The sequence below is a fragment of the Chitinophaga sp. Ak27 genome (assembly GCF_012726295.1).
GTDB lineage: Bacteria > Bacteroidota > Bacteroidia > Chitinophagales > Chitinophagaceae > Chitinophaga.
This window is the reverse complement of sequence record NZ_JABAOB010000004.1, coordinates 64,055-79,213: the sequence shown is the minus strand read 5'-3', so window position 1 is coordinate 79,213 and position 15,159 is coordinate 64,055. Positions and strand designations below refer to the sequence as shown.

Here is a 15,159-nt window from a genome sequence, read left to right as displayed (position 1 = left end):
TAGCGTTTATAAACATGGAACAAAAACGGGGCAATGCTTACTGTACCACGCTGGATTTTTCATAGAAAAGTTCTTTCTCTCCGAACAACCTCTCTGCTACTTTTCCCTGGCTGCAGCAATGTGCAATTAGTTTATCAGATTCAATAATGGGTATCGATGTGGCGGTATATTTAATACTGCTGATGAATTCCAGCCAGGGCTCCATGCCCATGGCATAAACATATACTTCTTTGGGATCAAAGGCCTCTATCAATGCCTTCCCTCTTTCAAAATTGGAACCGGCAAGACGCCTGGACTGGTCATTAGTCATATCCAGGGATGTTGTCAGGAGAGGACCGTATAACCACGACAAAGGGGCGCCATCACATTCCATGCCCAGGAAAACGACATCCACTTTACCTATATACTCGCGGATATGCTGGTATAACCTGGGTTCAACATTACAGGCATCTGCAACAAACAACATTGAAAACTCTCCCGCGCTAACGTGATGACACATCTTTGCCTGAATATTAAGGTCGCTGTGTTCTCCAATAAACGGTATGCCCGTTATGGTAATATCCTCAAATTGAATTGACTCCAGGTCATGAATTTCTATTACATTTTTAAATCCCAGGTAGTTAAACATTAGCTTCAGGTTGGGGTCCTGCAGTGCCCCTGCGGTAGTGGCGGGCACCACCAGGTTCCTGATTTTATGACGGATCGGCAGCAATGTCTCAAATAAAATATGGTCCTGGTGATTATGGGTGATCAACACATAGTCAATTACATCCGGCAGATCTGCATCTGAGAACCTGGTTCGTTCTATATCGTAACCATAATAACTGATAAGTGGATCTATGAGCAGATTTACTTCTTTTGTTTCTACCAGGATACAAGCATGTCCGAAGTATCTTATCCTTATTTTATCCCCGGTGTAATGTTTATACACGGGTGGCGGATCAGTAGTGAAAAAAGAAGTAAACAGCGCTTCATCTTCCTGCGAAACGCCCAACATCGTCTTCACTTTTTCCGGAGCCGCTGCCTGTCTTTTCATCTTCCCCAGTTCATCGATCACCTCGTGAGAAAACGGTATCTGGAAATGCAACGTATCGGTATCAGTTTTTAAGCGTGGTGTACTCAATACAAAAGGGCGTTCATCATTATTCGTTACCCACAAGGCAATACTTTGTGCCTGTGGATCATATAACTTGCTGCGATACAGCAAAGATTCAAACAACCGGTATGCCGGATGATTATTCAGATCATATACCAGCTCCACATATCCTTTCAGTATCTCCGGCACGAGTTCATACAGGCTTTCCATACTATAGCCACTTTTATGGCTTTTCAAGAGCTGATCGAGTTCCTTGATCGCGGCTGAAAAAGCTACCTGGTATTCTCTTTTCTGATAGGTATCTTCCATCAATTGCCTTACCTCATCCACCTGCTCCATTTTCACATCCATAAATGGACCGCCCTTCATTTTAGGATTTCTTACCGCTGTAGCATGCAATTCGGGAGCTTTTAAAAACGACTGCATAATCTTCAGGTGTCTGCCGGTCACGTTCATGGCTGAAGTAGCTGGTGAAATCAGATGTGGCCATGCATACCATTGATCAAACAAGGGTTCAATTACGGTATTAGGCTTCAGAAAAACCTCCATATATAATATCTTTTTGCAGATATCAGGTAATAGATATATCGGGCAATACCAATGCTTCAGCGGCAAGCGCTATAAAAACTCCGGCAACCCGGCAATTGGTATCAGCTATAAGTAAAGTAATGATCCGTCGCAGATCGTGTTGCAGATCTTCTATGTCTTTGGTCAGATACACCGATTCATTATACCGGATTTCAACAACCAATTCTTCATTCTTTAATGATATAAATGCAGAAAGGTCGTACTCATTCGGGTCATAACTTTCCGCACGGGTAATTTTAAAATCCAATGCCGCCATTTCCGCTTGTATCTCCATTAACTGGTACTGGTTTTCAAAAACAATTACATGGTCAAACAGTGCATTTCCGGCGGAACGAATATCTCCAAGGGGAAAAGTATGATGTTCCAACGACGTCATATCATCTTTCAGGACCTGGTTGATGAAGGCGCTGAGTGTAAGCGACTCGTTTATTATGACTCTCTTGGGAATTGTATTTATAAAAAGTCCCACCATATCCCCTACGCCGGCAATATCCGGTCTACCGGACACTACCTGCCCAAACATAACATCGTTCTGATTCCGCCACCTTGATACCAACAGGCTCCAGGCAACCTGTATAAGTGTATACAGCGTACAATGTTCCTCCTTCGCGATATTCATCAGTTGCGCAACCACAGCACCATCAAAGCGGCTGATAACAGACCGGTCCGAATGATTGCCTGCAGTAGTCGTCGGCAATTTCTTTTTTAATAACGCTCCTGAAGCGGTATATCCCTTTATATAATTTCTCCAGTATGCCGCCGATTCACTAAAATCCTTTTCCTGCATCCATAACATATAATCGCGATACGACGGAGGCGCAGGAAGTTCCGGCGACTGTTCCGTGATAAGCAAATAATAAATGACAAGCACCTCCCGGAATAATATATTCAGACACCAGCCATCCAGCAACAAGTGGTGATAATACCATATCACTTCATACTGCGCAGGTCCTGTTTTTAAAACAAATACGCGCATCAGCAATTCCCGCTCAAAGTCATAGGGCTTTTTGATCATCGCCGTTTTAAAATCAGCTATGTATGTCGCTGTATCCGTTATTCCGGAAATATCTTTTTCCTCGAACGCCATCTTCTTTTCTTCTCCAATCAATTGCAGTGGTACAGACAGCCCATTTATGGTAAAATTGGCCCGCAGGTTCTCATATCTTTTCAAGATTAGTGAAAAGCACTTTTGTAATATGGCGGGTTGAAAGTTTCCTTCAATAAGAAATGAAAACTGTGTATTATAAGCAAATGAACCAGGATTTGACAATGCATGAAAGAACAATGCTTTTTGCATCGGCGTAAGCGGGTAAATATCACGGAATGCAAACTTTGCAGATAGCAGGGAAAGCTGCTCATCAGTAAGTTTTTTATACGTAAAGTCACTGATGGTTCTTTCCGGAGTTGTCTTTTCCATGCAATGCCGGATGACATCCAGGAGTGCCTGTTTATAGGATAATGCTATATTTTCGGTTGTTTGCCTGCTAAACCTGCTTCCGTTACTGGTAATGGTAAAAGAAAGCCGGCCTTTTATGCATATCCCCTGTATTTCAATATCATGAATCATGGGATTGGCGATACTACTGTTATCGCCTTTGTTTTCCATGGCCGGTTCAAACGGGCCGTTTTGTACAACATCATCAAAACCTCCGAGGTAATTAAAACTTATCTGAGGACGAAGTTGAAAAACAGCATGGTTGTTATCCTTACTCCGCATATATTTCAGCAAGCCATAGCCAGCTCCTTTCGTGGGAATACGCCTCAATTGTTCTTTTACCTCCCGTATCATACTGCCGACATTGCCCACATTCTGCGTATTCAGTATGATAGGATAGATACTGGTAAACCATCCTATCGTACGGCTGATATTGATATCCGGAAGTATGTTTTCTCTGCCATGTCCTTCCATGGCAATAGCGAAATGACCACTCCCAAATAATTGCCCCAAAGAAATAGCCAGCGCAGATAAAAGCAGGTCATTAATTTCTGTATTATATACCTCATTAACTGTTGTCAATAACTGGCGGGTATTCAGACTGCTGAGAGAAAAATCCGATAGGCATTTGTTCAAAGGCTCCGGAGATAACATAACATCTGGCTCAATGGTTAAAAGCTTACTGAAGTCCAGTTGTCGCCAGTATTGCAGTTCTTTTTCCATGTTGTTGCCTGTGGCATACCCCGGCAGCGCATTATTCCATACAAGGAAAGCACTTGTTTTAGGTGGAAAACTTATCCTTTCCCCTTTAATCGCCTGCATGTAGCCACCCTCTAAGTCTTCAAGCAGGATGCGCCAGGAAATACCGTCTATTAACAGGTGATGGACCACTATCAGCAGGCGGTCGCCATCATCCATTTTAAAAAGGTGCATTTTTATTAGCGGACCATCTGTAAGACTGAATCCTGTCTGCAAATCCATCGCTTGCTTCTCCATTTGTTGAACAGCATGGGCAGTTCCCCGTAAATCACTTCTTCCGGGTATGGCATTACTTATAAATGCAGGCTGATATAAAAAAGGCTGGCCTGACTTATATTTTACCACCATTCGTAACGCATCGTGATGTGTCAATATACCATCAAATACCGCTTCCAAAGCCTGTTCATCAACTCCATCCCGGATATGTAACAACAGCGATTGATTATAATGATGTTGTACAGTATAATTTGCAAAGAACCAATGCTGCACGGCATTCAGCGAGGCTTCCCCCTCTATTCTTCCCTGCCCGGCATACCTTTCCACTGGCTGTAGCAACAATGCCAGGTCAGCAGGAACCGGATGGTAGTAGATGTCTTTAACACTTACTTTGAAACCTGCTTTTGACAATTTAGCCGAAAGCTGAATAGTTTTTATTGAATCCCCCCCTTTCCTGAAAAAGTTTTCATTCACCCCTATTATGCCCATACCCAGCACTTCGGACATAGCGGTTGTTATAATTTTCTCCTTTTCACTTACGGCAATACCCGGTGCTTCACTTTGCTTGTAATCGACCGATGGTAGCGCATTATAATCCAATTTCCCGTTCCTCGTCAATGGAAATCTATCCAGCCACGTAAAGCTTGCCGGGATCATATAGGCCGGTAATGCCATTGACAGGAAATTCCTGAGGGCAACTTCACTAATTGTATTGTCACCAGTATAATAAGCGCGGAGAATGCCGGCGCCAGGATGGGTCTTATCAACGATGATCCTTGCCTGCATTATTCCCGGATACTGTGTCAGCTGTGCTTCAATTTCTCCAGGCTCAATGCGATATCCGCTAATCTTCACCTGTTCATCTATCCGGCCGAGATATTCCATATTACCATCTGCATACATCCGTGCATTGTCTCCCGTTCTATACATTCTGGCGCCTGCTATAAACGGATCTGCAATAAATTTCTCCCTGGTTTTCTCTTCGGAGGAAATATACCCTGTGGCCACCTGGCTTCCTCCGATATATATTTCACCCGCAACGCCTACAGGTACCGGCTGCAGCTGTTTGTCGAGGATATACAGCCGGCAGTTAGGCGCCGGCCGGCCTATCAGCACACTTCTTCCTTTCGTTACGGTAGGATCGTACCGGTAAATAGCACATCCAACGGTAGCTTCCGTAGGCCCGTACTCATTATATATTGCAACGTTTCCACCCGACAGCTCATCTATTTCCCGGGCGAGTCCCCTGTCAAAGAATTCCCCTCCCACTATCACACATTTTAACCGGGCCGGCCAGTAACCATGCGCCTTGATGATGCTGAGATGAGAGGGAGTCAGTTTAATAATGTCAACCTTGTTCTCCTTTATTATCCTGCTCAACACGACCTCATGTTCTTCCTGTACATAAATAAGCAGGCTTCCACCTGTTAAGAGCGGCAGAAAAATACTGGTGATAGTAAGATCAAAGGAAATGGAGGTAAACAATGGAAATATCAGCCGCTGTCCCGATATATATTGATCAGCTGCCCATGACAGGTAATTATTTATATTATGCCTGCTAACTACTACGCCCTTTGGGTAACCGGTAGAACCGGAGGTATAAATGATGTAGGCGGGAGCATCCTCCGCAGCTTCTGTATACTCCTTTACTACATCTTCCCCGTATTCGTAAAGCGCCGTTACATCCGCCAGCAAGGCTGCTTCGACATTTGTCATTTCATTATTGGCGGCCAGGCTTGCATTAGAAAGGATCACCGCTGTCCTGCTATCCGATAGCATAAATGCTTTGCGTTTCCCGGGAATCGCCGGATCAATAGGCAGAAAACAAGCCCCTACCTGTAAAACCGCCAGTATACTGACAATCAGATCCGATGACGGTGGTAATATAATAGCCACCACGCTACCCGGCCCTATACCCTGGTGGTCCAGGTATTGTGCCAACCGGTTTGCCCGGCGGTATATCCCGGTGTAATTCCATTTCTGGTCATCAGTCACCAGGGCAATGCTATCACTTCCCGCATGTTGCTGCAATCTTGCCCACAGCCTATTTTCCGGCAACGCCTGCACCCAATTGTTAAGATCGTAAATAAGCCGGCGGCTTTCCGTTGCTGTCATGGAAACCAGACCCGTAACCGCCCCCCCAGGCTGGTCCAGGGCGGCCCGCATGCTCTCCATAAACACAGCCATAAATCCCGCTACCGATTCCTGCAGGAATCTATGTTTATTATAACAGACCTTCAGCTCAAGGATGTTATCCTTCAGGGAAAAGCTAAAAAGTAAATGATACGGAACATTCTCCAGGTATGTTTCGTCCTGTAGCCCGGTAAACAATACTATTGTATCAACTATTTGCGGGAACCCCTTCGTTTCCAGCAACTGCCGGTACGGATAGTTCTGATGTTGCCCCGCTTCAATAACAATACGCTTTGTCCGTGAAGCCAATTCCCTGAAAGTATCCTTATCATTTACTTCATTTCTCAGCAAAAGGCAGTAATTAATAAGCCCTTCGGGATCATCCTGTTTGAAAATGGGTGTCCCTAACAATAATTCCGATTGATCCGTATATTTCTTCAACAACAATTGAATACCGGCCAACAACAATACGAATAACTGCTCCTGGCTGTTCGCCGCGGCCTTTAATAACCCTGCAGTCAACACACTACCCAGGGATGTTATAGTGGTTTCATATTCCGGCGTAAGCTGCGAATCGCTATCAGAGGGCAGTACAGCGTATGCTGACAGTCCCTCCAATTTGTTTTCCCAGTACTGTTTGTCTTCGTAGACGATATTGTCTGTAAATGTTAATGCTTCTCCAGGCAGCATAGCAGTAAATTAAGCGGCTAAAGATCAAATTCCTCGTTACCCATATGCATTGTATTGTGCCTCGCTTTCTTTTTATCTACCGACAAATGGATACCTTCGAGACTAACGTGAAAGTTGGCAACTGTTTGCTGGATAATTTCCAGCAGATGGATTTTTATCTTGTCAATAGTATGTGCATGAAACAGGTTATGTGCATAAGATATCCTGAACCGGGTAGTATTGATATGTTCAATGGCATCGAGGCATAACTCAAATTTTGTTTCTCTACTATTCATAAATGCATATGCTGACACGGCGTTATCTTCCCCTTCTTCAAACCGGTACAACCGATGTGCATGCTGCATTGTAAATACCGTCTTCACCAATGGCCGGCTGCCTGTACCGCTGTGTTGCAGGTCCTTCATCAGCCGGTCAAATTCGTAATCACTGTTTTCCAGTATTGCTCCAATCTTTTCCTTCATAAAAGAAACATAGCGAAAGAAGCTTTGTGTTGGTCCAGGATAAGATCTTACTAGTAACATATTTACAAAAAATCCCGCCACTCCTTCAAGATCAGGATTATTCCGCCCTGTTGCCGGAAAGGCAGTTAACAGTTCCTGGCTACGGCTATAACGAAAGAGCAATACATTATACACCGTAAAAAAATACATGAACAAGGTGAGGTCATGCGCTTTCAGCAAAAGAAGCACCTGTTCGTAGAGTGCCGGCGGAAGGCTGAAGTAGGTTACACTTCCCGGATATTCTGCTTCATCCTCCACGGGCGGAAGGTCATAGGGAAGAATAATATCCGGCAGTTTCCCAGCCAATTCCTCTCTCCAGAACTTTGCCTGCATATCAACGTCATTTCGATGCCTGACGCTACTCTTCCAGCGTTCATAGTCCCGGTATTGAATCTTTAGCGGCGGTAACACCTGGTCGAGTAACAATGCGTTGAACTCTTCAGATAAAATCCGTTCTGTGACGGCGTCATTGATAATATGGTGGATTTTAATAAACAGGTTCTTTCTCTCTTTGTCCGCAACAATAGCAGCCATCAGCAGCGGGGCAACAGACAGGTCAAAAGGTTGCATAAATGCTTCCTCGAGCTGCCATTCTTTCATTTCCGTTACATCCAGCTCCAGGTGGTCATGCACAATTTGAACGGGTTGTTCATTAAATAACCGGAAAGATGTACGCAGGCTTTCATGCCTTGCTACCAGCTTATTCAATGTACTATGGATTCTTTCCAGAGGCAACCCTGTTACGTCCAGCTTCATGTACATGGTATAGGCCCTGCTTCCGGGATGAAGATGCTGTAGAAAATATAACCGTTGCTGAGACGGTGTTAACGGGTAATAGGCCTGCTTCTCCCGCTGTTTAAGAGGCAGAAAAGAAGATGGGCGGGCCTTTCTGATACCGGCGCTGATACCGGCGATAGTGGGGCTTTTAAAAATCTCTCCCAGGGATAATCTTACATCAAACTCACGATGAATCCCGGATATGAGCGCCATTAGCTTCAGTGAGTTTCCACCCGCATCAAAAAATTTTGTGTGGATACTAATGGGCGAATCACCGAATGATAATATTTTCGACCATATTTCCTGTACTTTATACTCTTCTGCATTCCGGGGTGGCACATACAGGTCACCGCTTTTTTCCAGTACAGGCAACGCTTTGTGATCCAGCTTACCATTTGGCAGTAAAGGCCAGTCGGAGAGCTGCGCCAGGCTGGCCGGTACCATATATTCCGGCAAAACATTACTAAGGTAATCTTTTAAGGCAGCGACAGATAGCTGTTTATTTGCCATATAGTATCCGGCCAACTCAATATCTCCTTTCTCATCTGTTACGGGTAAAACAGCGGCCTGGGAGATACCTGGAAAGCCGGTCAACAGATTTTCTATTTCGCCCGGCGCCACCCGGTTACCTCTTATCTTTACCTGGTTATCTTTCCTTCCCAGGTATCCTAACTCCCCATTAGCCAGCAACCGGCCAATATCCCCGGTTTTATAGAGCAGATCATCCGGATCTCTCCTATTAAATGGATTAGGCAGGAAGGTATGTTTATCCGGGCTTCCTTGCCTGAAGTATCCCAGGGTCCGATACGGTGTCCGGATATATATATCCCCTGGTACAAGGGGCGGAAGCAGCCGTTGTTGTTCATCCAGTATAACCACCTGGCTACCTTCGATCGCACTCCCTATAGCAACCCGGTTGCTGTTGCCATCGCACTCACGGATAAAATAGCAGGTTTTTATCATTGTTGTTTCTGTAGGGCCATACAAATTGACCAGGTCGACCTTTGCTTCCGAATTTTCATACCATGTCTTCAGCTCATTAGGTTTTATCTCTTCTCCCGAAAGGAGAATGTGTTTCAGGGTGGTAAACCCTTCGCGGAACAACGTTTGTTGTTTCAGCATCCGGAATATACTCGGTACACAGTGTAATAATGTTATCTGCTTTTGTTGTATCCATAGCGCCAGTAGTCCCGGATCAAAGAGCAAATCCCTGTCTGGTGGGATACAAATGGTGCCTCCTGTCAAAATAGGCACGAAAATATCACGAAGTATGGCATCGAAGCCGGGGGCTGTCAACTGACTTACCCTGCAAGAAGCATCCAGGCGGAACCGGGCAGCTTCCCATTCCACAAAGTGACAAAGACTCTCATTCCTGCCGATAATGGCCTTCGGCTTTCCTGTAGAACCGGAGGTAAAGAAGACATATACCGCATCGTCAGGGGAATATGCCATTGAAAGTGGAAACAGCGGAGATAATCCTGGGTCTTCCGGCCACGTTATCACAGGTGTATCCCCTATAAATCCAGGGATCTGTGTCGCATTGTCCGCAATCAGGGCCGCCAGCGGAATTTCTTGCAACAATGCCTTGATCCTTTCTGGTGGCAGCTTTTTGTCGATCGGTACAAAAATATGTCCCGCTGCTAGTATCCCAATGATGGCGCTGACGAACCCAATCCTGTCGTCTGTAAATATTCCAATAAAACGCTTATCCGGCAATTTCATACCGGCCAATTTGCGGGCAATAGCGGCAGACCGCCCCTCAAGGGCGGCATAACTGCAGGACTGATCTCCCCATTCAATGGCAACATGCTCACGGTAATGGATAAAGCTGTACCGGCAAAGCTCCTGGACAGTATTGAATTTCAAGGGCTGTTTTAATGATTGCGACAGCTTTGATACCGCGCGGACCTTCTCATCGGGACTAAACATGTCAAGATCGCCGATAGTCTGATTCCAATTATCTTCCACTGATGAAAGCACCTGTATAAAGAACCGGCGGATCCTTTCAATAGTGGCGCGTTCAAATAAATTGCTGTTATAACTCAACCCGAAAAAAATCTTTTTACCGATTTCCTTACAGGTTAAAAGCAGATCTACTTTAGCTCCTCTCTTCAATGCCTGGTTTAAAAATATATCTTCCTGATCCTGATGCGGTTCTGCTTCTGTAAAACTGCTCAGGAAATTAAACACTACGTCAAATACCGGATTACGGGTATCATGCCACTTTATGGCCAACGCTGCCACTAGTTCATCAAAGGGATATAAGCTATTAGCCTGTGCAGCAAGCATGCTATTTTTCATGCCGGTAAAAAAATCCGCTACCGGCACTGTCGACGCAGGATGGCTGAGGATGGGAAGAAAATTTACAAACATCCCGATAATCGTATGTGTGTCTGCGTGCATTCTTCCTTCCGACAACATGCCGGTGATAATATCTTCCTGTCCGCAGACCTTAGCCAGTACAATATGGAATGCACCATGCAGGACCATGGCCGGCGTAAGGCCGTAGGCGAAGCACAGCCGCCTGAGTCCCAACAGTTCAGTTTCCTCCAGAGAAAACAATACAATATCTTCTGCCTGGTTGGCACTACCGCGGGCGTAGTTTACCGGTAATTGGAGCAGAGGCAAATTTCCTCCCAGCGCTGTTTTCCAGTATAGCCCCTGTTTTTCTATTTCCTTCCGTACCGGTTCGGTCTGCTCCCATTCCGCAAAATCCTTGTATTGGAGTGAAACCGGCGGCAACTTCCTTCCATTAAGCAGGGCTGACAACTCTTTTTCCAGCATCTGTTCGGAAGTACCGTCGCAGATAATATGATGCATATCATACAACAAATGCAAGCTACCGGCCCTTCTTACAAGGTGTGCCCGGAATAAAGGCGCTTCGGCCAAATTAAATGGTTTTACAAAGTCCGTTACCGGGTCACCACCGGTTTCTTCCAGTATAAAATTCACCTCAGGCGCCACCCGCTGCATACACGCTTCATTTATCATATGAAATGATGTGCGAAAGCTTTCATGTCTGTCAAATAGTTGTTGAATGGCACTTTCAATTGTTTGCCGATCGAGCGAAGGATTCAGTTCAATACGTCCCGGCATATTGTAGGCTGTTTGCAATGGGTCCAGCTGACAGATAAAATAGACGCGGTGCTGGGCAGATGACACCCGATAATATTCTTTCTCTTGTACGGGGGTAATACCAGCGAAAGCCTGGCTCCAACCGGACTGTATAAGTGCAGCTATTTTTTCTATAGTAGACTGATTAAAAATCTCCTGGAGAGAAATCCGGGTATTAAATACTTTATGGATCTCTGATAGTAATGACATCAGTCTAATGGAATTTCCTCCGGTATCAAAAAAGGATGTATTTACACTTATTAATTCGGCAGGTATATGTAGTAGCTTACTCCACAACGCTACCAGCGTTGCTTCTGTGTGGTTGTGTGGCGGAATATATTCCTCGGCCGTAAAAGCCGGTTCCGGCAATGCCGCCTTGTCTATTTTTCCGTTAACAGTTAAGGGGAGCTGCAGCAGCTTAACAAAGAAAACTGGTACCATATAATCCGGCAACCCCTCCCTCGCGTAGCGCCTTAACTCCTGTGGCGTTAGTTGGCCACCTACATAATAACAACATAACTCCTTTTCCCCCACATGATCTCTTACAATCACCACGCAATTATTGACGTCGGGGTGCCGCAACAGATAATTTTCTACTTCTCCGGGCGCCACCCTATTACCCCGAATCTTTACCTGATCATCCTTTCTACCTAAAAAAACGAGATTGCCATCCGGGAGCATATAACCCAGGTCCCCGGTATTGTACAACATATCATCCGGATCATCATTATAAGAATTGGGGATAAACTTTAATTTGTTCTGTTCTTCATCACGATAATAACCTAAAGTACGGTAAGGCGTTCTGATATAGATATCCCCCGTCACCTGCTCATCGCAAATCTGCAGATCTTTATCCATTACAAATACCTGCGTATTACTCATTGCCCTGCCTACGGGAATTCTGGCCATATTAACATCTTCAGGAGAAATCAGATACCATGTTTTGGCCATGGTAACCTCTGTAGCGCCATACAGATTCACCAATCCGATGCGGGCCCCCAATAATGCGAACCACAACTTAAGTTCGCTGGGCCGAAGCTCTTCGCCGGCCATAATAATATAACGGAGATGAGGCAAGCTCAATGCAGTTAGGGCCCCCTCTTTCAACAACCGGAATATGCCCGGTACACAATGCATATGCGTGATATTATTTTCCTCCAACCAGCCTATCAGTATTTCCTGGTCAAAAATGATTTCTCTCGCCGGCGGAATGCATAACGTAGCGCCAACAACAAGCGGAAGAAAAATATCGCGTAATACCGCATCAAATCCCATCGCCGAGAACTGGCTCACACAGGATGTTTCGTTCACATCAAAGGTACTTGCTTCCCAGGTAACAAAATGAGACAAGCTTTCATTTTTACCCAGCACGGCCTTGGGCAAACCATTGGTGCCAGAAGTAAAAAAGGTATAAATTGGATCCTGTGGCTGATAATTACCGGTAAAAATACTGCCGGTAAAATATGTCCCGGCAGCAACGTCAGCTTCGTCGAATAACCTCTGTGGACCGCAAAAGTGCGTAAATAGTGCCTTGTCATCTGTAAAAATGCCAGTAAAATCTATCATTCCTGTTAACTCTGCGATCCGGCCTGCTGGCAAAAGGGGATCTATGGGCACAAAAACGCATCTCCGGCTCAGAATACCAATAACGGCGGCTATGAAACTTAACTTATCCTTTGTATATACCCCTATAAAGCTTCCGGCTGCCACTGATTCTCTATCAAGAAGATGCGCATACTTACCCGCCAGCTGCTCAATACCAGCGTAAGTGATATGCTGCCCTTTATACCTGATAGCGGTATAGCCGGCATATTTATTAAAAGCGGTTTGCAATAATTCCTGGATAGATTTCATATAATTGAAGCACTGCTTATAACTGATGTAATACAGATATGTTTATTGATAGACGCAGCTATCAGGCCAGCGAGCGTTGCGTGAGCGGCCACTGTTTAAATTCATTTTTCCATATACGGGAAAGATCATTTTCCACCAACTTCACCAGGTTACTCTCTCTTTCATATTTCTTTTTTATGATGAGCTCACTGTGATGAAAGTCCTTCACCTTATCAGGAAAAGGCAAATGGTCGGGATTCGCGAACCTGATAGCACCATTGACACTCCTGAAAGTGATGGTTTTTCCTTTATTGTAATTGCTGGGGGAGAAAGGAATATCCAGGATACCTTCCTGGAAAGCTTTAACAGCACCACGTGCTATATGTCCCATACCCATAATTTCGATGACGTTCATAATACCGGTAACTTCTGCTTCGAGCAATTTCATTTCCTCCTCTACTGTATGCTGACTATACTTTACATCCCCCGCCTTTTTTATTCCTTCAAATGTTAGTTTTACACCTCTTACATTATCGTTCACATTTGGAATTTTAATAGATTCTACGGGGGTTTTCGTCATAATTTTGGTGGCATTTGCGCAGGTGGCGGTAACAGAGCTTTCCCTGATTAACTGCTCCGACTTCCCATTATCCGTAGGAAAAGCTGCCATAAACTGATGGAAGACTGTAGTTACCTGGCAATGTCTCAAGCCATATTTAAGCAGGTAGGAATTGGTTAGCTTCTCCATTACCGTAAGTGCGGCTATATCCTGTTCCCGGTTTCCCTGCTCGGCATACCCGACACTGATGCTCCTGATCCCTTGTTTGGCAGAGAGTATCGCTTGTACAATATTGATCACGATGGGTATACTTGGCTCTATCAGCGTACTGGTAAGCGGGCCAAAAAACTCCCTGTTAACTAAAACATTATGGCGGAAAAAGTACCCTGCTACCAATCTATCTACATACTTCCAGTGAGATAACGATTGGTGTGGAGGTGTACTTTTATCATATGGAAACAGGTAACACAGAAAAGATCCTTCTACTCCTGTGGCTCCGCCGGCGATGCCTATTTCATAAGTCAACCGGTGATCCGGTGCACCTCCGCGAATCTGGAAAGGCTTATTAAAATTTTCAATGATTTTCTGTACGCCAGCTACACCATGAACAGGCACCGGAAATCCATTTAACCGTGATTTACCACACAAAATACTGTCCAACAACCCCTCTTCTGCCACATGATAAAGATTACGTCTGCTGGCCGCATCCAGCTGTACAGACAAAACAGAGATATTTTGTTCAGACAGCTTCTTAAACAGCGCTATCTGCTGATCAATATCTGCTACGCCGGTGCGGGGCTGCACCAATGGCGTCTTCCCCTGCTCTTTGTTATTCCATAAAAGTTGGCTAAGGTTCTTCACTTTTGACAGGCTCTTTTTTGCGTCCAGCTCATTTACATCTTTACCTGTTCTGAAACTTAAAAGAACATCTTTTCTTTCCTTTTCAAATGCTTCTCTGCTCAGGGGATTATCATCAATCAGATCAATGTTATAATCGAGCCCTTCTTTAAAATGGATATAAGACTTCGCGACCGGGCGTCCCTTGATATTATAATAACCAATATCTTCTTTCAGACAGGTCTTAATATTATCGAGTCCTACCGGCTTTGGGAAAACCCGGGTAAACCCTTTTTGCAGATAACTGCCTATCACTTCATCGTTTGATTTACTGGTAGAAAGGTTTCCACCAATGTACCATATTTTCGGTTCGTCGTGAACCAGCTTAAAGCTAGACAGCTTTTCCGCAAAATCCTTAAGATACAGATCAGAATGACCATTCAGGCTGGATACAAATATTATTTCATGACTATCGGCATGCTTAAAAAAATCGTTAATTGAATTTTGGATAACGAGGCTGGTGACATGAAATCCTTCTTCGAGTAAAAACCAATTCAGTAATGTTAATCCGACAGAATGTGCATCGTCGCCCAAACCACCCAGTAGAACTCTGATTTTCATT

The 15,159-nt window shown here is 44.7% G+C and carries 4 protein-coding genes; all 4 read right to left on the bottom strand.

What is annotated here, in order from left to right; all coding sequences use genetic code 11:
* Positions 1–37 precede the first annotated feature (37 nt).
* Complete coding sequence (locus HGH90_RS15120; protein WP_169191462.1) at positions 38–1,645, bottom strand: MBL fold metallo-hydrolase; 1,608 nt, start codon at positions 1,643–1,645, stop codon at positions 38–40.
* A 22-nt stretch (positions 1,646–1,667) separates the two neighbouring features.
* The gene (locus tag HGH90_RS15115) at positions 1,668–6,917 is read right to left on the bottom strand and encodes a non-ribosomal peptide synthetase (RefSeq protein WP_169191461.1); all 5,250 of its coding nucleotides are present in this window, start codon (positions 6,915–6,917) and stop codon (positions 1,668–1,670) included.
* 17 nt (positions 6,918–6,934) lie between these two features.
* Positions 6,935–13,162, bottom strand: a complete 6,228-nt coding sequence (locus tag HGH90_RS15110; protein ID WP_169191460.1) for a non-ribosomal peptide synthetase — start codon at positions 13,160–13,162, stop codon at positions 6,935–6,937.
* A 61-nt stretch (positions 13,163–13,223) separates the two neighbouring features.
* Positions 13,224–15,158 (bottom strand): methylaspartate mutase subunit E, encoded by a 1,935-nt coding sequence (locus HGH90_RS15105; RefSeq protein WP_169191459.1) that lies wholly within the window; start codon positions 15,156–15,158, stop codon positions 13,224–13,226.
* Between the last annotated feature and the right edge of the window lies 1 nt (position 15,159).